General features: G+C 68.2%; 21 protein-coding genes and 2 tRNA genes. 13 read left to right on the top strand and 10 right to left on the bottom strand.

What is annotated here, in order from left to right:
* Nucleotides 1-38: 38 nt before the first annotated feature.
* Nucleotides 39-257 (bottom strand): hypothetical protein, encoded by a 219-nt coding sequence (locus DB31_RS29380; protein ID WP_044193593.1) that lies wholly within the window; start codon nucleotides 255-257, stop codon nucleotides 39-41.
* A gap of 163 nt (nucleotides 258-420) precedes the next feature.
* Between DB31_RS29380 and DB31_RS29385 the strand changes: the two genes are divergently transcribed.
* On the top strand, nucleotides 421-714 hold the full coding sequence (locus tag DB31_RS29385; protein ID WP_240486947.1) for a DUF2795 domain-containing protein: 294 nt from the start codon (nucleotides 421-423) through the stop codon (nucleotides 712-714).
* Between the two features lie 206 nt (nucleotides 715-920).
* Complete coding sequence (locus DB31_RS29390; RefSeq protein WP_044193597.1) at nucleotides 921-2,078, top strand: sensor histidine kinase; 1,158 nt, start codon at nucleotides 921-923, stop codon at nucleotides 2,076-2,078.
* On the opposite strand, the gene DB31_RS29395 is transcribed toward DB31_RS29390, so the two are convergent.
* Nucleotides 2,059-2,571, bottom strand: coding sequence for a hypothetical protein (locus DB31_RS29395; protein ID WP_240486948.1), 513 nt, complete (start codon nucleotides 2,569-2,571; stop codon nucleotides 2,059-2,061). The genes DB31_RS29390 and DB31_RS29395 overlap by 20 nt on opposite strands.
* A 149-nt stretch (nucleotides 2,572-2,720) precedes the next feature.
* Here DB31_RS29395 and DB31_RS29400 point away from each other — a divergent pair, with 149 nt between their 5' ends.
* On the top strand, nucleotides 2,721-3,686 hold the full coding sequence (locus DB31_RS29400) for a response regulator (RefSeq protein ID WP_205628582.1): 966 nt from the start codon (nucleotides 2,721-2,723) through the stop codon (nucleotides 3,684-3,686).
* A gap of 100 nt (nucleotides 3,687-3,786) precedes the next feature.
* Here the strand turns inward: DB31_RS29400 and DB31_RS29405 are convergent.
* From DB31_RS29405 to gltX, 4 genes are all read right to left on the bottom strand, one after another.
* Nucleotides 3,787-3,858 (bottom strand) — tRNA-Glu (locus DB31_RS29405).
* A gap of 59 nt (nucleotides 3,859-3,917) precedes the next feature.
* Nucleotides 3,918-3,988 (bottom strand) — tRNA-Gln (locus DB31_RS29410).
* A gap of 67 nt (nucleotides 3,989-4,055) precedes the next feature.
* Nucleotides 4,056-4,475 (bottom strand): hypothetical protein, encoded by a 420-nt coding sequence (locus DB31_RS29415; protein ID WP_044193602.1) that lies wholly within the window; start codon nucleotides 4,473-4,475, stop codon nucleotides 4,056-4,058.
* Nucleotides 4,476-4,541: 66 nt separating this feature from the next.
* Entirely contained in the window at nucleotides 4,542-5,972 is a 1,431-nt protein-coding gene (gene gltX, locus DB31_RS29420) for a glutamate--tRNA ligase (RefSeq protein ID WP_044193604.1), read from the bottom strand.
* 112 nt (nucleotides 5,973-6,084) lie between these two features.
* Here gltX and DB31_RS29425 point away from each other — a divergent pair, with 112 nt between their 5' ends.
* From DB31_RS29425 to DB31_RS29440, 4 genes are read left to right on the top strand one after another with little or no spacing between them, the layout of a single operon-like run.
* On the top strand, nucleotides 6,085-6,660 hold the full coding sequence (locus DB31_RS29425) for a hypothetical protein (RefSeq protein WP_044194006.1): 576 nt from the start codon (nucleotides 6,085-6,087) through the stop codon (nucleotides 6,658-6,660).
* On the top strand, nucleotides 6,660-7,553 hold the full coding sequence (locus tag DB31_RS29430) for a myxosortase-dependent metalloprotease, MXAN_2677/MXAN_2678 family (protein WP_044193605.1): 894 nt from the start codon (nucleotides 6,660-6,662) through the stop codon (nucleotides 7,551-7,553). The genes DB31_RS29425 and DB31_RS29430 overlap by 1 nt, the downstream gene beginning before the upstream one ends.
* Entirely contained in the window at nucleotides 7,550-8,461 is a 912-nt protein-coding gene (locus DB31_RS29435; protein ID WP_205628583.1) for a myxosortase-dependent metalloprotease, MXAN_2677/MXAN_2678 family, read from the top strand. The genes DB31_RS29430 and DB31_RS29435 overlap by 4 nt, the downstream gene beginning before the upstream one ends.
* Before the next feature lie 9 nt (nucleotides 8,462-8,470).
* Entirely contained in the window at nucleotides 8,471-9,190 is a 720-nt protein-coding gene (locus tag DB31_RS29440; protein ID WP_044193608.1) for an HAD family hydrolase, read from the top strand.
* A gap of 7 nt (nucleotides 9,191-9,197) precedes the next feature.
* Here DB31_RS29440 and DB31_RS29445 read toward each other — a convergent pair whose 3' ends face one another.
* Nucleotides 9,198-11,198 (bottom strand): TonB family protein, encoded by a 2,001-nt coding sequence (locus tag DB31_RS29445; protein ID WP_044193609.1) that lies wholly within the window; start codon nucleotides 11,196-11,198, stop codon nucleotides 9,198-9,200.
* Nucleotides 11,199-11,433: 235 nt separating this feature from the next.
* On the opposite strand from DB31_RS29445, the gene DB31_RS29450 reads away from it, so the two are divergent.
* The 6 genes from DB31_RS29450 to DB31_RS29475 are packed head-to-tail and all read left to right on the top strand — an operon-like array spanning nucleotide 11,434 to nucleotide 18,663.
* Nucleotides 11,434-12,000 (top strand): chemotaxis protein CheW, encoded by a 567-nt coding sequence (locus DB31_RS29450; protein ID WP_044193610.1) that lies wholly within the window; start codon nucleotides 11,434-11,436, stop codon nucleotides 11,998-12,000.
* Nucleotides 11,997-13,388: a CheR family methyltransferase gene (locus DB31_RS29455; protein WP_044193611.1), complete on the top strand. Its 1,392-nt coding sequence runs from the start codon at nucleotides 11,997-11,999 to the stop codon at nucleotides 13,386-13,388. Before DB31_RS29450 ends, DB31_RS29455 begins: the two co-directional genes overlap by 4 nt.
* A gap of 49 nt (nucleotides 13,389-13,437) precedes the next feature.
* Nucleotides 13,438-15,069, top strand: a complete 1,632-nt coding sequence (locus DB31_RS29460; RefSeq protein WP_420806728.1) for a methyl-accepting chemotaxis protein — start codon at nucleotides 13,438-13,440, stop codon at nucleotides 15,067-15,069.
* Nucleotides 15,066-15,482, top strand: a complete 417-nt coding sequence (locus DB31_RS29465) for a response regulator (protein ID WP_044193613.1) — start codon at nucleotides 15,066-15,068, stop codon at nucleotides 15,480-15,482. The genes DB31_RS29460 and DB31_RS29465 overlap by 4 nt, the downstream gene beginning before the upstream one ends.
* A 7-nt stretch (nucleotides 15,483-15,489) precedes the next feature.
* A complete protein-coding gene (locus tag DB31_RS29470) occupies nucleotides 15,490-16,065 on the top strand; it encodes a chemotaxis protein CheW (RefSeq protein WP_044193614.1) in 576 nt (191 codons plus the stop codon).
* Nucleotides 16,066-16,074: 9 nt separating this feature from the next.
* Entirely contained in the window at nucleotides 16,075-18,663 is a 2,589-nt protein-coding gene (locus DB31_RS29475; RefSeq protein ID WP_044193616.1) for a hybrid sensor histidine kinase/response regulator, read from the top strand.
* A 15-nt stretch (nucleotides 18,664-18,678) separates the two neighbouring features.
* Here the strand turns inward: DB31_RS29475 and DB31_RS29480 are convergent, their stop codons facing one another.
* From DB31_RS29480 to DB31_RS29490, 3 genes are read right to left on the bottom strand one after another with little or no spacing between them, the layout of a single operon-like run.
* Entirely contained in the window at nucleotides 18,679-22,266 is a 3,588-nt protein-coding gene (locus DB31_RS29480; protein ID WP_044193618.1) for a M1 family aminopeptidase, read from the bottom strand.
* A gap of 10 nt (nucleotides 22,267-22,276) precedes the next feature.
* A complete protein-coding gene (locus DB31_RS29485) occupies nucleotides 22,277-23,185 on the bottom strand; it encodes an ABC transporter ATP-binding protein (RefSeq protein ID WP_044193619.1) in 909 nt (302 codons plus the stop codon).
* 54 nt (nucleotides 23,186-23,239) lie between these two features.
* The gene (locus DB31_RS29490) at nucleotides 23,240-24,208 is read right to left on the bottom strand and encodes a sensor histidine kinase (RefSeq protein WP_052420342.1); all 969 of its coding nucleotides are present in this window, start codon (nucleotides 24,206-24,208) and stop codon (nucleotides 23,240-23,242) included.
* Nucleotides 24,209-24,259: the final 51 nt, after the last annotated feature.

Genomic DNA, 24,259 nt, shown 5'->3' on the forward strand with positions numbered 1-24,259 from the left:
GCGTGGCGGCCCGGCTGGGCCCGGTGCTTCTCAGCAACTCAGCTCCGGGTCTCTTCGTCTTCCTCGTCGATGTCGCGCTCGAGACGGCGCTGGGCCTCGGTGACGTCGGCCTGCACTTCGCGCGGCGTGCCGGTGGGCAGCTCCTCCTCGTGCTCCTTCGAACGGCCCTGGATGCCAGGCCATGGCTCCGGCCGGGTCGCCTGGACGTGATCGATGTGCTCCACGTAGCCCTTGTCCTTCTTGTCCTTCTTCTCCATCACCGCCTCCTTCCACGTGTCCGTAGAGATACGGTGAGGTGGGAAGGTGGGGTAGCAACGGGACTGCCGGTGGAGGGCTTGCTGGGTTGCCTGCTCTCCGGGCGATGAAAAAAGCCCGCAATCGAGCCGTCACCTGCTTAACTTCTCCTCAATGAACGACGACATGACACGGGCCCGGTCCACCGAAGGCGATGGTGGGTTGGGGGCACGTGCGAAGCCGGCCCCTTCGCTCGCATCCTCGCTGCGGCAGGCGCTCCAGGGCGCGGTGTTCCCGCTCTCGCGGGAGCATCTGGTTCTGGTGGCCCGAGAGAACGCCGCTCCCGCCGAGCTCCTCACGCTGATGTCGGGGCTGCCCAGTGGCGAGTTCCGCTCTCTCGAGGCTGTGGAGTTCTCGCTCGAGGGCGCCGTGCAGCACAGGGCCCGTGCGCTGCACGAGTCCGGTAGCAACGAGCGCTGAGGCGCTGCTGCTCCGCTCCTGAGCCAGCGGCCGTGCTTCGCACGGACCGTTTCGGCGGGGTACGCGGGGCTTGAGACGCGGCGCGTCACGATCAGTGATCACTCCCGCGAGCATGTGAAGGGGAGGGGGATGCGCTGGCGGGTGGTAGCGGTATCCTGTCGTCATCCTCACCGGGTTACTCCTCCGCCCGGGCCGGAACCCCATCCATGAGCCCGTACGATCTTCCCGCAGTCCTCTATTGTGACGACGACGCCCTGAACCTGAGGGTGTTTGACGCGAACTTCGGGCAACGCTTCCGCATCTTCCGCTGCTCCTCGCCCAACGAGGCGCTGGCGATGCTGGAGCAGCGGCGCGGAGAGATTGGCGTCGTCATCTCCGATCAGCGCATGCCCGGCATGAGCGGCGTGGAGCTGCTGGAGCGTGCGCGCACGCTGGCGCCCGACGCCAAGCGCATGCTCGTCACCGCCTACGCGGACCTGCAGGCCGTGGTGGACGCGGTGAACCGCGGCCAGGTGACGCGCTACTTCGTCAAGCCGTGGGATCGCGCGGAGATGCTCGCGGCGCTCGAGGATGCGCTGAAGATCGCGCGCCTGGAGCTGAAGATCCGCGAGGTGGAGAGCCGGATGATGAAGGCCGAGCGTCTGGCCACGCTCGGGCAGGTGACGGCCGGCATTGCCCATGAGCTGATGGGCCCGGTGGGCTACCTCTCGCAGAACGTGGCCGCGCTGCGCCGCGACATCGATCAGGTCATCGAGTACGTGAACAAGCACCTGGCCCAGGATCCGGACCGGGGCGTATCGGAGACGGTGAAGGATCTGCCCTCGCTCATCGGGGACCTGGTGACGGGCACCGAGCACCTGCGGCAGGTGGCGCATGGGCTCAAGGCGCAGGCGCGCGGCGATGAGACGGAGCAGGCCGCGGAGATCTCCGAAGTGGTCTCCTTCGCCGTGAAGCTGGCGCGCGCCGAGGTTCGCGATCGCGCCCGCCTGACGAGCAACGGCGATCCCGTGCGCGTGCTGTTCGGCCCGGTGAAGCTCTGCCAGGTGATCCTCAACCTCGTGGTGAACGCCGCTCAGGCCATGGAGGGCATTGGCCGGCAAGGGAAGATCGACGTGCGGTGGGCCACGCAGGACCACAACGTCATCATCACCGTGGCGGACAACGGTTGTGGCATCCCCGTCGAGCTGCAGGAGAAGGTGTTCCAGCCACTCTTCACCACCAAGCCGGTGGGTATCGGCACGGGCTTGGGGCTCTCCATCTGCCGCGAGCTGGTGACGCAGTACGGCGGCAAGCTCAAGCTCTCCTCGGTGCCGGGGGAGGGGACGGAGATCGAGATTTCCCTCATCAAGGCGCCGATGCCTTGAGGCCGAAGGCGTTGTGGAGCATGCGGCGCACGCGCCACATCGTCTCCACCTCGCTGGGGCGGACCTGATCCACCAGGACTGCGGTCCGCTCCTCGCGCTGCTCCTTCGGGCGCCCCTTCTTGGGCACAGCCTTCCACGTGACGCGGATGAAGTAGCGCCCGGGGGGGTGCTCGAACACGTCCACGGCCGTCACGTCGTCGAAGGGGATGGTCTCCAGCCGGGTCGCCGAGGGGGCCCAGGTCAGGCGCTCCAGCCGGAGCGTCTCCGTGGCGAAGTGCAGGACGAACCGCCGGCGCCCCAGCCGGGCCTCGAGCTTCAGCGCCGCCCCAATGAAGGCCGTGGCCACCAACCCCAGCCCCACCGGCCCCCCGTATCGGCTGGGGGCCACCACCAGCAGGGTGAGGCTGCACAGCGCACACAAGGCCGCCAGCATGATGCACAGCTCGGGGAGCAGGCGCTGGCTGACGGTGGGCGGCAGGCTTTGCCCTACCATGCGCCCTTCCTCGTACCTCAGGCGCACGTCTCCAACCCGAGGGGGGATCCGGTTCTCCGCCAGGGCGTCGGCAAAGCTCACACCTACAGCATAGGTCGTCTTCTCTCGTCGCTCGAAGTTACCTGCAAGCTGTGCGAATCTCTCCCCCAATGGATCTGCCGTTCGAAACGGAGGATGAGGCAGCGGGTGGGGGGACACTCGCCTCGACCGTATTGGTAGTGGATGACGAGCCCGTCGTGCTGGACGTGTGCAGCCGGTTGCTGGCGCGCGAGCCAGACCTGGTCGTCACCCAAGCCACCAGCGCCGAGGAGGCCCTGCCGCTGCTGGAGTCCCAGCGCATCGACGTCCTCATCACCGACAAGAACCTGCCGCAGATGAGCGGCATCGAGCTCATCGCCGAGGCCCGTCGGCTCCAGCCCACGCTGGAGGCGATGATGATCACCGGCTACGCCAGCTCGGAGTCGGTGATCGCCGCCTTCGCGGCCGGGGCCAGTGACTACATCCTCAAGCCGTTCGATGACCTGCGCGTGCTGCGGGCCAAGGTCCGCTCGGCGCTCGAGCGGCGCACGGAGCGCATCAAGGGCCGTGAGCAGGCGCGGGACGTGGCCAGGCAGGCCGCCGCGCTCCTGGAGACAGGGCAGGACGCCCCGGAGCCCGCTCATCAGGCGCTCGAGGACGAGCTGCGCAGCTACGAGCAGACGGTGAAGAGCGGCGCCATGACGGGCCGGGTGGCGGTGGTGGGCAGCCCCGAGGCCGTGCAGATGCTGGCTTCCGAGGGCTTCCAGGCGGTGGACTTGCCCGCCACCTCTCCGGAGCTGGAGCACTGCGACGTCGTCATCCTCGAAACGGGCGAGTCCCGGTGGCGGATGCTGGCGGAGATCCTCCAGTCTCGCTCTCCGGACGTGCTCCTGTTGGCCAACCCCCAGGCGGACCTGTCGGACCTGCTGGAGGCCATCGGCCTGCGACTGGACCTGGTGGGCTTTGGCTCCTCGGCGGGCACCCAGGCCCTGCCGGAGCGGGTGAGGATGCTGCTGGTGAGCCGGAGCATCCAGCGGGCGCAGACGCGGCTCGCCAACGCCCTGCTGCTCTTCCACCGCAGCATCTCCCGCCGCTGAGCTGAACCCGAGGCGCCAGGAAAACCTGGCGCTTGGACTCGCTCGCAGACCCGCAAAAGCGAAGCGCCCGCTCTCCACGAGGAAGAGCGGGCGCCTCAGTTGACCCTGCCGGGATTCGAACCCGAGTTTGTGCCGTGAGAGGGCACCGTCCTAACCACTAGACGACAGGGCCGTTCAACTGCGCCTTCAAGTATCGCTTCGGCATCCTTGCGTCAACCGAAGTTTTTCGAGCTGGGGAACTAGGATTCGAACCTAGATAAGCAGAGTCAGAGTCTGCTGTCCTGCCGTTAGACGATTCCCCAAGAGCTGCCGTGCTGCGTGCTGCCGACTTCGAAACCTCTCCTACCACAACTCGCCGGGCTTCGTGAACTACCGAGTTTTCTTCCCCGACTTCGTCTCCGGCGTCTTCCTGACGGGAGCCTGCTTCGGAGGCGCAGGCACCGGAACGACATAGATGCGAACCTCGTCGTTCGCTTCATAAATGTTCAACCCGTCGAAGTTCTTCCCCGAGGGGTTGACGATGTGCACCGCCTTCACGCCCGGCTGGTTGACGATCGGCTTTCGAGGATACGCCTGAGACGGATACACCGTCCGATAGTACTTCAGCGTCTCCTCATAGCCCTGCGGCGCCCGATACCTGTTCTCGCCCACCCTCTGCGCGCCGTCGGGGAGCTGCGCCCCGCTGACCGTCTCCGCCCCCGCCCCCGTCACCCACAGGACGGCCACAGCCGCCCAGAGCGGGCGCGGCTTATAGAAACGGCTCTTCAGGCTGTCAAGCGCTCGCGACATGGGGCGGCAAGATAGGGCCCGGCTGCGGCGTCGTCTACCGCCATCGCACGGGCCCCGGTTCAGGTGTCAGCCGCGTGCCAGGGCCGCATCCAGCCGGCGCAGGGCCTCGTCCTTGCCCATGAGGAGCAGCGTCTCGCCGATGCCCGGGCTCACCGTGTTGCCGGTGATGGCCACCCGGATGGGCTGCGCCACCTTGCCCATGCCCACGCCTGCTTTCTCGCTCACCGTCTTGATGACCGAGTCCAGGCCCGCCACGGTCCACTCCGGCATGGCCGCCACCTCGTCGCGCACCTGCCGGACGAGCTTCAGCGAATCCGCCGTGAGGTGCTTGGCCGCCGCCTTCTCGTCCAGCGTCACGCCCTGGAGCAGGTAGGGCACGGCCATGGTGGCCATCTCCTCCAGCGTCTTGGCGCGCTCGCGGAAGGCGATGACGAAGTGCTCCAGGCGCGCGTCGTCCGCGGGCAGCGCGTGGCCCTTGTCCGCGAGGAACGGCGCCAGCCGCCGGGCGATGTCCGCCGGGGGCAGCGTCTTCAGGTAGTGCTGGTTCAGCCACAGCAGCTTGTCCGGGTTCCACACGCCGGAGGTGCTGCCCACATCCTTGAAGTCGAACCACTCGACCATCTGCTGGCGGGAGATGACCTCGTCGTTGCCGTGGCTCCAGCCCAGGCGGATGACGAAGTTGAGCAGGGCCTCCGGGAGGATCCCGTTGGCCTTGTGCAACATGACGTCCGCCTCCTTGTGCTTGCGCTTGGAGAGCTTCTCGCGGTCCGGCCCGAGGATGAGCGGCAGGTGCGCGAACTGCGGCGGTTGCCACCCGAACGCCTGGTAGAGCATCAGCTGGGGGAAGGTGGAGTTCACGTGCTCCTGCCCGCGCGACACCAGGGTGATCTCCATCAGGTGATCGTCGAGGACGCAGCCGTAGTTGTAGAGGGGGATGCCGTCGCCGCGCATCATGACCCAGTCATCCAGGTCCGAGTACTCCTTGGTGATCTTCCCCAGCACCAGGTCGTCGAACGAGACGGAGCCCTCTTGCGAGGGCATCTTGAAGCGAATCACGTGGTGGCGCCCCTCGGGAGCGTCCTTGCGCTCGCGGCAGGTGCCCTCGTACTTGTAGGTGCGGCCCTCCTTCTCCGCCTGGGCGCGGCGCTCCTTGAGCTCCTCCTGGGTGCAGTAGCACCGGTAGGCCTTGCCCGCGGCGATGAGCTGATCGATGTGCTGGCGGTAGGTGTCCAGCCGCTGCGTCTGGAAGTAGGGCGGGAAGGGGCCGCCCTTGTCGGGGCCCTCGTCCCAGTCGATGTCCAGCCACTTGAGCCCGTCCAGGATGGCCTTCAGCGAGGCCTCCGTGGAGCGCTCCAGGTCCGTGTCCTCGATGCGCAGGATGAACGTGCCGCCGAAGCGGCGCGCATAGAGGTAGTTGAACAGCGCGGTCCGGGCGCCACCAATGTGCAGGTAGCCGGTAGGAGAGGGTGCGAAACGTACGCGGTGAGCGGAGGCCATATGAGGAGGCGCGGATTAGCAAGCGGGGGGATGACTGGTCAACGCGTGTCCAACAGTGAGCCGAGCGTTGCTGGAACCCATGGGCTACACTGACGGCAACAGAGGTGACCTGATGACACTCCGCACCATGATCTCCGCGCTCCTGGCCGTCGCCCTGCTGGCCGGGCTGCCAGCAGCCGCCACGACGATGCTCCGAATCGACCTGCCCGAGCTGGCCCAGGGCTCTGACACCGTGGTCCATGGCACCGTGCGCCGCACGGAGAGCCGGTGGAGCGCGGACAAGCGCCGCATCGTCACCGATGTGGAGATTGAAGTGGCGGAGACGCTCAAGGGGCAGGCGGGCAACACGGTGCTCGTCGTCCAGCCAGGGGGCCGGGTAGGGGACATTGGCCAGGTCGTCCACGGGCTGGCCTCGTTCTCCGAGGGCGAGGAGGTGGTGGTGTTCCTCGAGCGCCGCGGCACGAGCGCCTTCCGCGTCATGGGCATGGCCCAGGGCAAGTACCAGGTTCGCCGCTCCGCCGATGACCGCTCGGCGCTTGCTGTGCCGGACAACACGGGGGACGCGCTGCTGCTGGACCCGTCGACGCGCCAGCCGAGCACCACCGCGCAGCGGACGCTCACGCTCGACGAGCTCAAGGCCGCCATCAAGACCGCCTTGCAGCAGCCAGGGCAGGAGAAGCGCCAGTGATGATTCCCGCATTGGTACTCGCCCTCTCGCTGGGCCAGGTCTCCTCGGCTCCCTATGCGCGCAGCCGCGCCGATGCGGGCGATTCCTCGTCGCAGTGCCTCTTCTGGACGGTGCCGAAGATCACCTGGTACCAGAGCTCCGTCGGCAACCCGCCGACGAAGCCCGCAGGCTCCGAGTTCGATGCCGTCCGCCGCTCCTTCCAGAACTGGCAGGAGGTCTTCTCCTCGTGCGGCAACCTCTCCATGGCGGAGGGGGGCACGGTGAATGACCGAGAGGTGGGCTACGAGGTGGGCGGTGACAACCGCAACCTCGTGCTCTTCCGCCAGCGCCGGTGCTCGGAGGTGGCGCCGTCCAATGACTCCTGCTGGACTGACGACGTCTGCGGCAACAAGTACGACTGCTGGAGCAATGACAGCCAGACGATCGCCGTCACCCTCACCACGTACGACGAGATCTCCGGCATCATCTACGACTCGGACATCGAGCTGAACACGCCGGGCTTCTACTTCACCACGTCGGATGGGCCGCTCTGCAATCTGCCGGTGACGACCACCCACTGTGTCTCCACCGACGTGGAGAACACGATGACGCACGAGATCGGTCACTTCATCGGACTGGACCACACCACCTACCTGGGCTCGACGATGAACCCTCGGGCTCAGCCCGGAGAGACGTCCAAGCGGACCATCGATCAGGGCTCCAAGGACTTCGTCTGCGCGGCGTATCCGAAGGGGAAGCCCAGCGTGGCCTGCATCCATCCCACCACGGAGCAGACGCTGGGGCGCAAGGCCGCGCTGGCGGGCTGCTCCAGCGCCGGGGCCGAGGCGTGGTTGCCCGCGCTGGCGGGTTGGGTCCTGCTGGCCGTGCGCCGCCGCCGGGGGGCTGGCGCGTGAGCCGTCTCCTGCCGCTCCTGCTGGCGGTCCTGTTCATGGCGCCTGCCGCGGGAGCGCAGGTCTACCGGCGCACCGCGGTGCCCGGCCAGCCGCTGTGCCTCAACTGGCTCAGCCGCGAGTTCGTCTACCACGTCGACTCCCAGGGCAGCCTCCGCACGCCCCGGGACACCGAGTTCCCCGCCATCGAAGCCTCGTTCGACACTTGGCGGACGCTCTCGGCGACGTGCAGTGACTTCACCTTCGTCCGCGGCCCGGACGTGGACCGCCCCTTCGTGGGCTATGACAAGACCCCGGGCGCGGAGAACCAGAACGTCATCACCTTCCGGGAGACCGCTTGCCGGGATGTCGTTCCGTTCGATGATCCGTGCATCGACGCGGAGACCTGCGCGAACGATTTCTCCTGCTGGGAGCATGGGGACCTGACCATTGGGCTCACCACGACGACTTTCAGCTTCAAGAACGGCGTCATCCTGGACGCGGACATCGAGCTCAATGCCTCGCAGCCCGGAGGCAACCTGGGCTTCCTCTTTACCGTCGTCAGCTCCCCGCTCTGCGAGGGCCTCCCCAACCCGGACTGCGTGGCCATAGACCTGCAGAACACGCTGACCCATGAGATTGGCCACGCCATGGGGCTTGATCACGTGTTCGAGCCGCTCTCCACCATGGAGGCCTCAGCACCCCCAGGTGAGACGACGAAGCGGATCCTCGATGTGGGCACCTCCGCAGGCTTCTGTGACACGTACCCGCGCGGTCTGCCTCCCACGCAGTGCACCGCGCTCGGCGTGTCGAGCAAGAACCTCTTGGCCCAGAGCGCGGGGACTACCTGCGCGGCGGCCCCGGGAGGGCTGCTGCCCGGTGTGCTGCTGAGCCTGTGGATGCTCCGGCTCCGGCGCAGGGCTCGCCGCTAGGGGGCGCCCATGGGCGTCGCGTTCTTCGATCTCGACAAGACGCTGCTCGCGGTGAACTCCGCCACGCTGTGGATCCGCCGTGAGGTGGCCCTGGGCCACATCTCCCGTCTTCAGGCACTTCGCGCCAGCCTGTGGATCGCCCGCTACCACCTGGGCTTCGTCTCCATGCAGGACGCGGTGGTCGCGGCCATTGCCCAGCTGGCGGGCACCTCGGCTCAGGCGCTCCAGGATCGCACCACCGCCTTCTATGAGGCGCAGGTCCGTCCGCTCTATCGCCCCGGCGCCCTTCGCGCCGTCGAAGAGCATCGCGGCGCGGGAGATCGGCTGGTGCTGCTGACGTCCTCCTCGGGCTACCTCTCAGAGCTCGTCTTGCGCGATCTGCGCCTGGACGCCATCCTCTGCAACCGCTTCGAGGTGGATGCGCACGGCCTGCACACCGGCCGTCCTCTGGGAGATGTCTGCTTCGGATCGGGCAAGCTCACCCACGCGGAGCGCTACTCCCGGGAGGCGGGCTTCGCGCTGTCCCAGTGCTCCTTCTATACGGACTCGTATTCGGATCTGCCCGTGCTGGAGGTGGTGGGGAGGCCCGTGGCCGTGCACCCGGACTACCGCCTGCGCCGCGAGGCGGTGCGGCGCGGCTGGCCGGTGGTGGACTGGGGTGTGCCCTCCATCGGGGCCCCGGCCGCCGGTTCGCCTGCGTCTCCGCAGGCGGGCTCCGGCGCCGGGTGAGCGGCGCTCAGCGCCGCGGCATCTGCAACTTGATGTTGAACACGTAGTCCACCGCGACCACCTGGCCCTTATAGAGGATGGGCTTGTAGACGCGCGACAGCAGCGCCGCCACCACCGTCTGCTCCATGAGCGGCACGGACTTGAGCACGCGGCAGCTCTGCACGCGGCCCTCGCGGGTGATGGTGCACTTCACCAGCATGGTTCCCTGCACCCGGGCCGCCAGCGCCTCGCGGGTATAGGTGATCTCCTTGCCTTCGAGCTGCTCCGGCCGGCTCATGCCATCGCCGTACGGCATGGGCTTGGCGCCCGCCGCAGCGAGCACGTTGGCCGGGAGCACCTGCACGGCCCCCCCGCTGCCTGACGTCTCCGTGGGAGCGTTGTCGGAATCGGCCGCCTTGGCCACGGGCGCCGAGGGCGCCAGGGACTCCGCCGGATGCAGCGAGGCCATGGAGGTGGCGGGCTCCAGGCTGGAGCCGCGCGCACTGGCGAACTCGGTCCTCGAGCCCGGCAGGCCTCCCCGGCGCCTCTGCAGCTTCTGCGAGAGCACCACGTCTCCCGAGCCACCGGTGATCACGGCCTCGGTCTGGTAGCCCTCGAGCGCGAAGACGAGCTCGGCCGTCACCGTGCCGTCGCCGCCCGCGGGGAGCTCCAGGACGAACGGCGTCGTGCCGCGCTCCTTGCCCTGGTAATAGACGCGCGCGCCCGTGGGCTCGCTCATGAGGCGGAAGCGCACCTTCTGGGGCGCCGCCTGCGTGGGCTCGGGCGCGGCCGGGGGAGGCGTCGAGGGAGCCGGGGCCGCCGCGGGCGTTGCCTCGGCCACCACGGGTGCGGCGGGAGGGGCCTCCTTCGGGCGCATCACGGCGAACGTCGTCCCCAGCCCGAGGACGATGGCACCCCCAGCCAGCGCCAGGGCCAGCGTCTTGCGCTTGCGGCCCTTGGCCGCCGACTCGGGCTCCTCGACGCTGATGTCCAGCGCCAGGGTGGAAGAGCTGGTGTCCGTGGCTGCGGCGGACGCGAAGGCAGGGGAGGGGTGGGGGCCCGTGGTCGCCCCGGCACCGGGACGCTTGAAGATGCCGCTGTGGCCACCGGCGGCCATGTTGGCCGTCCGCAGCGCCTCCAGCATCTCGTCCATGGACTGGTAGCGCCGCGCGGGATCCTTCTCCAGGCAGCGCATCACCACGTGCTCGATGTCCGCGGGTACGGGGTGGTGCGGCCGCAGCGAGTTGAAGGGCGGAGGCGGCTCCTTGCAGTGCGCGAAGATGAGCTCCAGGTGGTCCCGCGCGATGAACGGTGGGCGGCCCTGCAGCATCTGGTACATCACCACGCCCAGCGAGTAGATGTCGCTGCGCGCGTCCGACACGTTGCGCGCCTGCTCCGGAGCCATGTACTGCGGCGAGCCGAGGAACGTGCCGCTCTGGGTGATCTCCGGGTTGAGTGCCGCCTGGGCCTCATTCTCGGCGATGTACTTCACCAGGCCGAAGTCCAGCACCTTCACCAGATCCTGGTCCGACTCATTCAGGAGCATGATGTTGGCGGGCTTCAGGTCCCGGTGGACGATGCCGATGCCGTGGGCCTCGCGCAGGGAGCGACAGACCTGTTGCACGATGGCAATCACCCGGCTCCACGGCAGGGAGCCAGATTGGGCGAGCGCCTGCGCAAGTGTCCTACCCTCCAGGTACTCCATGGCGATGTAGTAGATGCCGTCTTCGCTCTGGCCGTAGTCGATCACCGTCACCGTATTGGGGTGGCGGAGCTTGGACGTGAGCGAGGCCTCGCGCAGGAAGCGCTGCTGAAAGCCGGGATCCTTGGTGCTGGGGAAGCTGGGGTTGAGGACCTTGAGCGCCACCACCCGGTCCAGCGGGGCCTGCATGGCCTTGTACACCTTGCCCATGCCGCCGATGCCAATCGGCTCGGTGATGCTGAAGCGACCATTGAGTGTCCGGCCAACGAGCGGATCCCCCCCGGGGGTCGCAACGGCCTCAGTGCTCGGAGCGTCACTCTTGATCATTCCTGCCCCCTGCCTGCAAACGACATCCATGCCTCCGTCCCGGGTCCCGGTGACCATCAAACCACAACCGCAAGTCCGCCGCGATCACCGCCCAGCACCCACCGTATCAGGTCGGACACAGCGTTTTGGAGCAGCCGAGGAAGCGACCTTGGCCGCTCGCCCGCATTGACGGTCCTCCATTGGGCAGACTACGTTTCGGACTTACCCGAGCCCGATTTTCGGGTGGGTCTCCCCGATGGCTGAAACTCCCACAAATCCGGCGGAATCCCAGGCCCAACGTGCCTCTGTCCAGCGGCGGCTGATCTCGCTGGAGAACGAGCTGGCGCGGCTGCGGCGAGAACTCTTTCACCTTGGCGGCGAACACCGGCTGCCCGGGCTTTTCCTCACTGTAGAGGTCGCCGGCACCCAGGTGCTCTTGCCTTCTGACGCAGTGCAGGAGGTGGTCCGGCTGGTGGAGCTGCAGATCCTCCCAAGCTCACCCCCGCATGTGCTGGGCGCCTTCGTCTACCGAGGCGTGTCCGCCATCGCGGTGGATCTGGCCCGGATGATGGGGGTGGAGCGCGAGCCCTCGCTGGATGCCCACCTGGTGGTGTGCTCCGGCATCCGCACCGTGGCGCTGCTGGTGGACCACGTGCAGGACATCGTCGAGGCACCGTTGCTGGTGGATCGGGTGGAGGAGACCGAACAGAGGTCTCCGTGGGACAAGACCGGCTTGATGGCGGGGCTGTGCCGCTCTTCGGATGGCGCCTTGCGCCCGCTCTTGAAGACCTCGGCCATCCTAGCGGTCCCGGAGGAGACGTGAGTGAGGGGCCGCGAGTGGACTCGCTCGATGAGGCCACGCTAAGCCGGGTCGAAGAGGTGCTGCGCGAGGCCAGCGGGATGACCCTGGCCTCCAGCGTGCGGCGCTCGCTGAGCACGGCCATCACCCGTGCGGCCGAGGCCCGGGGCATGGAGATCCCCGCCTTCCTCCAGAAGCTGCTGGCCCGCGAGGCGGCGGTGGTGGAGCAGTTCATCGAGTACGCTGTCATTGGCGAGACGTACTTCTTCCGCCACCCCGAGCACCTGCGCGAGCTGGGCCGGGTGGCCGCGCTGAAGGAGGACGGCCTGTTCCGCGTGTGGAGCGCGGGCTGCGCCACCGGCGAGGAGGCCTACAGCATCGCCATGACGCTGATGGCCGCGGGGCTGCCCGTGGAGCGCATCCGCGTGACGGCCAGCGACATCTCCGCCCGCTCGCTGCAGCGCGCCCGCGCCGCCACCTATGGCCCCTGGTCCGTGCGCCGCATCGAGCCCTCCATGGAGCGGCGCTTCCTGACGCCCCAGGGCGATCTGGTGATGGTCAGCTCCCAGGCGCGGCGGCCGGTGGAGTTCCTCCGCCACAACCTGGTGCTCGACACGGCGCCCGTGTCCGAGCAGGACGCCGTCTTCTGCCGCAACGTCCTCATCTACTTCCCCCACGAGTTGGTGCGGCAGGTGATCGCCAAGCTCATCGGCGCGCTCGTGCCCGGCGGGCTGCTCTTCCTGGCGCCCGCGGAGATCCCTCTCACCAATGGCATGGGGCTGGAGCAGCTCGACGTGCAGGGCTCGCCGGTCCTCCGGCTGCCCCGGCCCCGGGCCGCCACGCCCGTGGAGACCGTGGCCGTCACCACTCCGGCGGGGCCCGACCCCAAGCAGGAGCTGCTGCGCAAGCTGAAGGCGCCCGTCCTCGGCTCGGTGTCCACGGTCCGCCCGGCTCCGGCTCCCGTTCCGTCCCCCGAGCCCCCGGCGCCTGTCCGTACAGGTGCGTCCGCAGGCTCCGGTGCGGCGGCCAGTGATGACGTGATGCGTCAAGCGCTGAGAGCAGCCCAGGAAGGAAAGTTTGACCAGGCTGAAGAGCTGGCCAAGGAAGCGGCTCGGAAGCTTGTCCCCGAAGCATACCTGCTGCTGGCCATGGTCACGGAGACCCGGGGCAACCTGAACGCGGCGGTGGATTTGGTCCGCAAGGCACTGTATCTGGACCCGTCGATGGCGCTTGGCCACGCTACGCTGATGACGCTGTACTCGCGGCTGAGCAAGCGGGAAGAGGCGGAGCGGGCCCGGCAGAACGCGTTGCGCGCGCTGGATGGGTTGGACGACGAGCATCTACTCCGGGGAGTGGAAACGATGACGGCGGGAGGCTTGCGGCAGGCGCTGGCCGCTCGCAATCGGACATGATGGCAGGGGCGCAGTAAGGCGCGTGTGCGCGCAATAGCTGGGAGGTCACGTGGAAGTCCAAGGCAGCAAGCCGCCCATGCCAGGGCGTCGTTCGGTGGGACGGCTCAGCCTGCGCACCAAGATCTTGTTGATCACGGGCCTGACGGGCGGCCTGGTGGCCACGCTTTTGAGCGTGGTCTTCACGGTGCAGATGCGCGATGCCCTGCGCAATGAGCTGGCTTCGCGCGCCCGCGTGGTCAGCATTCAGCTGGCCAGCAACCTGGCGGCGGCGACGGCGGCCCGTTCGCAGGTCACCCTGCAGCAGGCGGCGGAAGCCACCCTCCGCGACGTGGGCGAGGTGGCCTATGTGGTGGTGCGCGACGGCCAGGGCGAGGTGATGGCGGTGGCCGCCGCCAAGTCCTACTCGGGCGCCGACAAGGTGGACGCCTCGCCCCAGCTCCAGGCCGTGGAGCGCGAGGTGACGGTGAGTGGCCGGCAGGTGCTGGAGACCTCGGCCCCCATCCTCTTCGGCACTGCGGAGGATCCGCGGCAGCCCTCGGCCACGGATACGCGCAGCCGGGTGGGCACTGTCCAGGTGGGCATCCAGATGGAATCGCTGACCGCCTCGGTGAATGAGGGCGTGGTGCACGCGGCCCTCATTGGCCTGGCCGCCCTGGCGCTGTGCCTGATCGCCGCCGCCATGCTGTCCCGGCTGGTGACGGTGCCGCTGGAGCGGCTGACGGGCGTGGCGGCGGGCATCGCCGCGGGCAACCTGCGGCAGCAGGTCGAAATCCGCTCCACGGACGAGATTGGCGAGCTGGCCCAGAGCTTCGGGAAGATGGCGCGCACGGTGACGGATCTGGTGGCGGACCTGCGCAACGCCGCGGCCGACATCGAGCGCGAGGCCAACAGCGCGCTCACCACCTCCTCGCAGCAGTCCGCCATGGCGCATGAGCAGGCCTCGGCCATCAGCGAGACGAGCACCACGGTGGCGGAGATCGCCCAGACGGCCAAGCAGGCCACCAGCTACGCGGACTCGGTGATCAGCGGCACCCAGCGCTCCGAGGCCCTGTCCACGGAAGGCCAGAAGGTGGTGGCCGAGAGCGTGGCGGGCATGGAGAAGCTGGGCGAGCAGGTGCGCGCCATCGCGGTGGCCATCACCGAGCTGAACGAGCGCACCCTGCAGATCGGCGACATCATCACCACGGTGCGCGACGTGGCCGAGCAGTCCAACCTGCTGGCGCTCAACGCCTCCATCGAAGCGGCCAAGGCCGGCGACCACGGCCGCGGCTTCGCGGTGGTGGCCATGGAGATGCGCGCCCTGGCCGAGCAGTCCAAGGTGGCCGCCAACCAGGTGCGCGCCCTGCTGGGCGAAGTGCAGAAGGGCACCAAGGCCGCCGTGGCCGCCACGGACGAGGGCAGCCGGCGCGCCCAGGCCGCCATGGCCTTGGCGCAGAGCGCGGGCTCCGCCATCCTCGGCCTGGCCGAGGTGATCAAGGAGTCCTCCGCGGCCGCGCGGCAGATCGCCGGCAACACGCGGCAGCAGACGATTGGTGTGGAGCAGATCGCCACGGCGATGAGTGAGCTGTCCGTGGCGATGGCTGACAGCGTCAATGGGACGCGTCAGATTGAACAGGTTGCGGGTAACCTCTCGAATCTCTCCAAGAAGTTCTCGGAGCTCGTAGGTAGATATCAGCTATGAACACGGCCGCGACACGAGGCGCACCGCTGAAGGTCCTGATCGTCGAGGACACCAAGACGATCACCAACCTTCTGCAGGTGTACCTGATGGGGTGGGGGCTCCAGTTCTTCGATGCCGGCAACGGCGTCCAGGGACTGGCCAAGGCACGTGAGATCAAGCCGGATCTGATCATCTCCGACGTGCAGATGCCGGAGATGGACGGCTTCGCGCTCTGCGCGGCGGTGAGGGCGGACTCCTCACTGCACGCCACGCCCTTCCTGCTGCTCACTTCGCTCAAGGACGAGGCCAGCCGCCAGCGCGGCCGGCTGGTGGGCGCCAGCGCCTTCCTCAACAAGCCCGTCTCCGTGGACGAGCTGCGGGAGCGCGTGCGCGAGCTGCTGAAACTCCCTGTGAAGGGCCCCACGGGCCGCTGAGCCGCCGATGGCCACCGAAGACACCAAGGTCGAGATCGACTACTCCACCCTCATCCAGCGCTTGGATGAGGCGCGAGCGGTGATCGAGAACGCCCAGGTGAGCCCGGAGAAGCGCCGCGAGGTGCTCTCCACGCGGGCGCGCGCCCTGGCGGGCTCTCGCGAAGAGGTTCGGCCCGAGGTCCTCACCGTGCTGGTGTTCCAGGTGGGCGGCGAGCGCTACGCGGTCCCCATCGAGCAGGTGGACCATGTGCTGGAGTCCCGAGGGCTGTGCGCCCTGCCCGGGGCGCCGAGGCATGTCATGGGTGCGCTGGTGTCACGCTCGCGCGTGGTGCCGGTGTTGGACCTGCGTCAGCTGCTGGGCCTGGAAGGAGGCGGTATGTCCGACCTGGCCAAGGTGGTGGTGGTGGACGTGGCCGGGGATGCCTTCGGCATTGCCGCCGAGATGGTGGACGGGCGCGCGGAGCTCTTGCGCTCCACGCTCTCCCAGCCTCCTCCCGGGCCCTTCCTGTACCTGACGCCGGATCGACTCACCGTGCTGGACGTGATCCAGCTGGGGCTTCCGTCCGCCGAGAGGCGGGGGTAGGCGAGGCGCATGGACGAGCAGGTCCTTCGCAGCATCTGGCCCATCTTCTCCGCGGAGACGCGCGAGCAGATTCAGGCCATCTTCGAGAAGATCGAGATCCTCGAGAAGGATCCGGCCGGCCGGGATCCGGACCTCTTCCCGTCCATGAAGCGGTTGGTCCACAGCCTGAAGGGCTCCGCCGCGAGCCTCGGGCTGTCGGAGATCGAGCAGGTCGTCCACGCCATCGAGGATGGGCTGGCCCGCTTCCGCTGGGACGAGCAACTGCCCGGTGAAGTGGTCAGCGTCACCGTCCGAGGGCTGCAGAAGATCGAGGACGCCCTGGGACGCGGTGACCAGGGCGGCGAGCCGGTCATCGACGGGCTCGCGGAGCTGCTGGCCTCCCTCGGACGGGGCGGGGAACTCAAGGGGCCGAACAAGGAGCGGGAGAAGGAGAAGGAGCGCCACCGTGCTCTGGAGCGGTTCCGCCAGGACGCGATGATGGTGCTGGGGAAGCTCGAGGAGGCGCTGATCGCGCTGGTCTCGCCGGACGTGCCGGATCGCCCGGGCACCGTGAGCGCGGCGGTGGCGCTGGCCCAGTCGCTCAAGAACAAGGCCGAGACCGCCAAGGAGACCCGCGTCGCTCCGCTCGTGGAGCGGATGGCCGCGGCCTTCTCGAGGATGGAGCAGGCGGGTGACACCGCCAGCATCGCCGCGTCACAGCTCACGGAGATCCTCGTGGAGCTTCGTGGCGTGCTCGTGCCCAATGAGCCGGCGCCCTCCGCTGCCCCAGAGTCTGCTCCGGCTGCCGCGCCCGTTCCGGCAAAGCAGGTTGCTCAGGCCCTGCGCGCCGCCAGCGAGGCCTCCACTGCGCCCGCTCCCAGCACGGGTGAGGGCAAGGGGCCCGTGGATCAGGCGGTCCGCGTCTCGGTGAAGACGCTGGAGTCGCTGGGGCTCCAGGTGGAGCACCTCATCTCGGGCCGCGCCTTGCAGATGCGCCGGACGGATGCGCTCCGGGACCTGCTCGACAACACGCACGACACCATCGTTCACCTGGAGCGCTCCGCGTCGCACCTGTCCCTGTCGGGCGGGGGCGAGGCGCTGGAGTCCCTGCGGACGGGTGTGCTCAACCTGCGCAGCATCCAGAAGCGGTTGGTGGAGCTGCTGAAGGAAGGCACCCGCGAGGGTGAGCAGCTCAACCTCGTGGCCCAGGTGGTGCGCGACGACCTGCGCGACATGCGCATGGTGCCCGCCGCGCAGGTGCTGGAGCCGCTGCGACGCACGGTGCGCGAGGTGAGCTCGCGCCTGGGCAAGCAGGTGGAGCTCTTCATCTCGGGCGGAGACGTGCGGCTGGACCGCCGCATCCTGGATGCCTTGAAGGATCCGCTGCAGCACCTGGTGCGCAACGCCATCGACCACGGCATCGAGATGCCGGACGTCCGCCGCGAGGCGGACAAGAACGAGAAGGGCAAGCTCTGGATTCGCGTGGAGCCGCGAGGCACCCGCATCGCCGTCGTCGTGGAGGATGACGGCGGAGGCTTGTCTCCCGCGAGGGTGCGCGCCACCGCCGTGAAGCGCGGGCTGTTGAGCTCGGAGGCCGCGGCGAAGCTCCCGGATGCTCAGGCCGCGCGGCTCATCTTCCAGCCCGGCTTCTCCACCCGAGACCAGGTGACGGAGACCTCCGGCCGTGGCGTGGGCCTGGACGTGGTGCTGGCCACCGCCCAGCGGCTTCAGGGCGCGGTGGACATCTCCTACACCGAGGGGCAGGGGACGCGCTTCACCATCGATCTGCCGCTCTCGCTGGCCTCCGCGCTGGGGCTGCTGATCCGCGTGGGCACGGCCATCGTTGCCGTGCCTTCGGACATGGTCGAGCGCGTGTTCCGGCTGGCCCCGGGTGACGTGGGCACGGTGGCCGGACGTGTGGTGGCTCGCGTGGACAACGAGCAGATCACCTTCCTCTCGCTCTCCGAGGCCATCGGGCTGCCCCGGCTGCCGCTGGCGCTCGAGGCCGGGAAGATGCAGACGGTCATGCTGCTCACGCTCGGCAAGGAGCGGGCGCTGTACGCCATTGATGAGGTGGTGGGACAGCAGGACGTCGTCGTCCGCACGCTGGGTCCGCACCTGAAGGGCGTGGCGCACCTGGCGGGCGCCGCCGTGCTGGATGACGGCCGCTTGGTGCCGGTGCTCAACGCGCCGGAGTTGTTGCGCGCCGCCGCCCCGAGCACGCGCGGCATCAGCACCGGCGAGATCCGCCGTCCTCGCGTCCTGGTGACGGACGACTCGCTGACCACGCGCTTCGCGATGAAGTCGCTGCTGGAGATCGCCGGCTACCCGGTGGTCACCGCGTCGGACGGCGAGGAGGCCTGGGAGGTGCTGGAGCGCACGCCTTGCCAGCTCGTGGTCAGCGACTGGCAGATGCCCCGGCTGGACGGCGTGGGCCTCACGCGGCGCATTCGCGCCCACCCGACGCTCAATCGCACGCCCGTCATCCTCGTCACCTCGCTCGACAGCCCCGAGGAGCGGGCCGAGGGCCTCGAGGCGGGCGCGGACGGCTACCTCGTCAAGCGCGAGGTGGAGCGCGGCAAGCTGCTGGAACTCGTGCGGCAGCTGATGCCTGGGTAGTCCGGGCGCTCCGGCTCAGAGCGCCTCCACCGTCACCGTGTTGTCTTCCGGCTTCCGGTCGATCAGCTTGTAGAGCGGATCCAGCCCCGCCTTGGCGGGGCGCGTGCTCACCTGCACGGTGAAGCTGACGTCCCCCTGCTGGATGAGGCGCTTCTCCAGGAAGAGGGGCTTGCCGTCCGCGTCGAGCACGCCCACGTCCACGTAGTCGTTGAGCGGGAGTTCCTTCTCCTGGCCCAGCCCGTCCGCCTCCACCTTGCGAGCCTTGGCGGTGATCTTCACCTCGAAGCGCCCGTTGGGCAGGGCCGTGGAGGTGGCGGTGACAGCGCGGTTCTCGTAGAGGGTGATGCGGTCGAAGAAGTCCTCGAGCAGGTAGCGCAGGTGATCGGGCGTCACCGCGCGCAGCTCGGCGATCAGCTCGGGCGAGTGGGTGAACGGAGGCGACTGGTACGCCGTCTTTCGGAGGAAGGAGGCGAGGGCCTGGTTCACCTTGTCCTCGCCCAGGTAGTCCTGCAGCGCGTACATGATGAGGCTGCCCTTGCGGTAATGGACGTAGCCCTGGTTCTCTACGCGCCCCAGGGGCATCTCCTTGTTGCGCTCGATGCTGCGGCCATTGAGGTAGCGGTCCAGCTCGTAGCGCAGAAAGCGGCCCATCTTCTCCGCCCCGTACTTGCGCTTCATCACCATCAGCGCCGAGTACTGCGACAGCGTCTCCGACAAGAGCGTGGCGCCCTGTACGTTGCCGCCGACCACCTGGTGCGCCCACCACTGGTGGGCCACTTCGTGCGCGGTGACGTAGTACGGGTAGTCCACGTCCTTGGGATCGTCCGGATCCACCCGGGCGATGAAGCCGATGCTCTCCGAGTAGGGGATGGTGTTGGGGAAGGACTGGGCGAAGGAGGCGTAGCGGGGGAACTCCAGGATGCGCACCTGCCGGTGCTGGTACGGGCTGAAGGCGTTCGTGAAGTAGTCCAGCGAATCCTTCACGGACGCGATCATCCGGTCCAGGTTGTACTCGTGGCCGGGATGGTAATAGACCTCGATGGCCACGCCGTTCCACGCGTCGCGCTTCACCTGCCAGCGCGCGGAGAGGAATGAGAAGAAGCTCAGGATGGGGCGGTCCATCTTGTAGTGGAAGTAGCGCCGCCCGCCCTCGGTCCACTCGCGCTCCAAGTAGCCGGGCGCCAGGGCGATCTGATCGGGCGAGGTGCTGACGGTGGTCTCGAAGGTGATCCAGTCCGAGTCCGAGCCGATATAGGTGTTCATCCGCGCCTTCAGATCGTTGACGTCGGCCATGCGCTCCTTGGGGGCCAGTCCCAGGCGGCGGCGGGTGTCCTCGTCCGACAGCTCGGAGTTCTCCTGGTAGCCCAGGTGAGGCAAGGCCTCGCTGTTGACGAAGGTGCCGTTGTCCACCACCTCCGTGGGCTGTGATCTGTTCTTGAAGCCTCGGGCTGCGTACTCGAGATCAAAGCTCAGCTCCGCCTTCGCGCCGGGCGCGAGCGGCTCTGGCAGGCGGTACGTATAGAAGCCGAGCCGCGTGTCCTGCTCCGAGGCGGTGTCCAGCCCCACCACCGAGAGCTTGTGGATCGTCAGCTCCGAGCGGGGCGGGAGGTTCACGTAAACCGTCTTCACCGGCTGGCCCGAGCGATTCTCCAAGCCGTAGATGCCCAGGAAGCGGACGCGGGCCTCCTGGGGATAGATGTCCGTCTGCACCTTCACCGACACGATGCGCGGCTGGGGCTCCGAGGAGAGGGCCTTGTACTTCTTCTCGTAGTCCGCCTGCTCGGCCTGCTGCTCCCGCTCGGTGAGGTAGCGGTTGAGGCGGTTGGTGTTGTGGAAGATGGAGATGCCCACTCCCGCGAAGCCGAGCAGCGCGACCGCGAGTCCCACACGCACCGGACCGGACAGCCGCGTCCCCACTGTGCGCAGCCGCCAGGAGGCGCCCTCCTCGGAGCCTCGGGCCCAGAAGAGGTGGGCCGCCAGGGCCAGCGCCAGGGCCGCCAGCCCCCAGTACAGGTGGAACCAGAAGTACGGCCGGAGGAACGGCCCGAAGCCGTTCATGTCTGAGTACGTGTACGAGGGCGAGCCCGCGTAGCTGTACAGGTTGTGCTCGAAGCCGAACTGCGAGGCGAACTGCGAGAGCACCAGGTAGAGCACCATGATGAAGTGCCCCACGTACTTGTGGTTGACCACCACGTGGATGAACACCGCGAGCACGCACAGCAGCCACAGATCCGGCAGCCGCAGGCCGAACAGCTCCGTCACGTAGAGGCCCAGCTCGAAGTGCGTGTAGCCCTTCGCAGCCTGGACGATGAGCCCGCAGAGGAACACCACGCAGGTGAGGATCACCTGCACACCCATGAGGGCCAGCAGCTTGGAGACGTATGGGAGCCAGCCCGGCGTAGGCAGCGCGTCCATCAGCCCGCTCATCTGCGCGTCTCGCTCCCGCCAGATGAGCTCGCCCGAATAGAAGGTGATGATGATGATGTGGAAGAGGGCGAAGGTGCCGCCCACCATCTCCAGCACCATGTACGTCACGGGCCAGGTGTTGGTGCCGTACATCGAGCCCATGGCGCGCGCGCTGATGAAGACGAAGAGCACCCCCGCGAGCACCATCACCAGGAAGTAGACGTTCTTCACCGTCTCCTTCAGGTCCAGCCACGTCAGCTTCGGGAGCAGCCGCAGGAAGGTGGTACCTCGGAAGTCCCGGTTGAGCGCGGGCAGCGGAGCGATGGAGGCGGGGAGCGCGGGCTCGGAGGAGGGCTCCTGCTCCTTCTGGCCCCGGAGGGGCAGTGCGTGCGTCCGCTGGAAGCGCACGTACGTGAAGACGAGCGCCACGATGCCCACCGCCAGCCACACCAGCCGGTTGAGCAGGAACCAGCCCTCCAGGGGCAGCAGGCGGGTGTTCTTCTCGGCCACCGTCCAGTACTCGGTCACCACGCGCTGAGCGTTGAGGCCGAAGGGATCGGCCAGCGCGGAGATCCACTTGGTCTCCAGCTCGCGCATCAGGCTGCCGCCGATGAGGTAGCCGATGAAGAGCACCACGGTGCCCACGTACACGGGGAGGATGCGCCGGGTGAGCGCGGCCAGCGCGAAGAAGAGGGCGCCCGCGAAGAAGAGGTTGGGCAACACGCTCGTCACGTACGGCCAGAGGTACGCGGCGCCTGAGTTGGGGCCCACCAAATGCTTCTGGAGCCACGGCATGTAGCTGCCCACGAAGGCCCCCAGGCCGATGCTCGAGAAGATGACGAGCAGGACGAGGAACGCCCCCAAGAAGCGGCCGAAGAGGTACTGGGCCTTGGAGATGGGCGTGGTGAAGAACAGCGTGTGCGAGCCCGCGGCGAAGTCCTGGTACACCGCCTGGCCCATCATCGCGCCAGAGATGATGACGCCCGTGAAGCCCAGGTAGGCCATCATCACGCTGAGCGAGTGAGGCGAGTTGGCCAGCACCTTGCCGCCCCCACCCGCGTTGAAGGTGACGGCCTCCCAGGCTCCGGCTGCGGCGTTCATCAAGATGAAGCCCAGCGCCAGGTACACGCCGAAGTACACCCACGTGGAGAGCATCTTGAGCCGGCGGCGCAGCTCGAAGAGAGCGATGGCGATCATGTCGCGCTCCTCAGGCCACGGCCGGTGTGGCGGGGACCGGCGCTGTCTGCACGTGGCCCTTGATGGTGGCGAAGTAGGCGTCCTCGAGATCCGGCTCCACGGGCTCGAAGCCCGCGCCCGGTGAGCCCTCGCTGTAGACGTGCACGCGCGTGCGCCCCATCACCAGCCGGGTGGAGATGACGCGCTGCTGGGCCTGCACGTCCGCCAGCTCCGCCTTCTCCACGAAGCGCCGCCAGATGCGCCCGGAGAGCCGCGAGATGGCCTCCTGCGGCTCGCCCGCGAGCAGCACCCGGCCCTTGTCCAGCACCGCCATCTGCGAGCACAGCTCGTGGACGTCCGCGACGATGTGCGTGGAGAGGATGACGATGACGTCCTGGCCGATGTCCGCCAGCAGGTTGTGGAAGCGGACACGCTCCTCGGGATCCAGACCGGCGGTGGGCTCGTCCACGATGAGCAACTGGGGGTTGCCCAGCAGCGCCTGCGCAATCCCGAAGCGCTGGCGCATGCCGCCGGAGAAGCTGCCCAGTGGCTTCTTGCGAGCCGCGTAGAGGTTGGTCTGGTTCAGCAGCGCGGAGACGCGCGCCTTGCGCTCCTTCGCCTGGCTGATGCCCTTGAGCGTGGCCAGGTGCTCCAGCAGATCCTCGGCGGACACCTTGGGGTAGAGACCGAAGTCCTGCGGCAGGTAGCCGAGCACCCGCCGCACCGCGTCCTTGTCCCGCAGCACGTCGATATTCCCGAGCGTGGCGCTCCCGCTGTCCGCCTCCTGGAGCGTGGCCAGGGTGCGCATCAGCGTGGACTTGCCCGCGCCGTTGGGCCCCAGCAGACCGAACATCCCGGGCCGCACGGTGAGTGTGACATCTGCCAGCGCCTGCGTCCCATTGGGATAGCGCTTGGACAGGTTCTGGATGCGAAGCTCCACGGAAGGCCCTTGGATGAAGAGGGCCGCATCATGGAAGCAGGTGGGAGCCTTTGGCTAGCGAGGCCGCGCGTTCACCGTGGCGGCGGGCAGATGGAGCCGCAGCTCGAAGGGCGCCTCGTCCTGGATCGAAAGGGCACCCCCCAGCCGCTGCAGGAGCTGCTCCAGCCGCGCCAGCTTCCGGGCCATCAGCAGCCGGGGCCGGTCCGTGGACACGCTCAGCGTCCACATGCCCAGCTTCTCCTGCTCCTCGATGTGCACCCGCACCACGCCGACCCGTGAGGTGCCCAGATCCCTGGCCAGCAGCCGCGTCAGCTGCGTCACCACCGAGCGAGGACCTCGCACCGGTGCCCACTTCGCCGAGCACTCGAAGTGCAGGGGGAGCTTCCGGGCCCGCGCCATCGGCTCGAAGGCCTCGAGCGCCAGGGCGCGCAGATCCTCCGGCGCCCCGCCGCGCGAGAGCTGCCGGGAGATGAGCTGGCCCATCATCTGGGTGGAGCCCTGCATGCGCTCCACATATTTCTCCATGGTGGGCGTGAGCTCGCCCGTCATGCCCTTGCGCATCATCTCCAGGTAGCCCTGGATGACGAGCAGCGGAGTCCGCAGGTCGTGAGAAGCCCGGGAGCGGTTGCTCTCCCGATAGGACAGCTCGCGCTGCAGCTGCCGCAACTGTTGGCAAAGCGAGGCTTGCCTGCCCTGAAGGCTGGCCTCTCGCCTCCACGCCTTGAGGAGCGAACCCGCCAGCCCGGCGAAGCGCTCCAGTGTCTCGCGTTGTTCTCCGCTGGTCCGCTCCGGAATCACTCCGAGTGACGAGCGGCCCTCCTCTATTGGAATGAGCTGGGAGGCGCGCAGACGGGACAGGGAAGGCAGCCGCAGCCCCGCCTCCGCAATCCGCACCCGCCCCTCATGGAGGGCGATGCCCGCCACCCCCGTGAGCCGCAGGGCTTCCTTCAGGAGCGCGTCGATGCCCGCGCGAGCCCCGTCCCGGAGAGAGCGCTCGGCCACCGCCGCCAGCGATCGCTCCACCTCTATTACTCCAACAGAATCTTCGGGCCGACGCCCGCTCAACGCTCCGGC

It is taken from the genome of Hyalangium minutum (assembly GCF_000737315.1).
GTDB classification, from domain to species: Bacteria; Myxococcota; Myxococcia; order Myxococcales; family Myxococcaceae; genus Hyalangium; species Hyalangium minutum.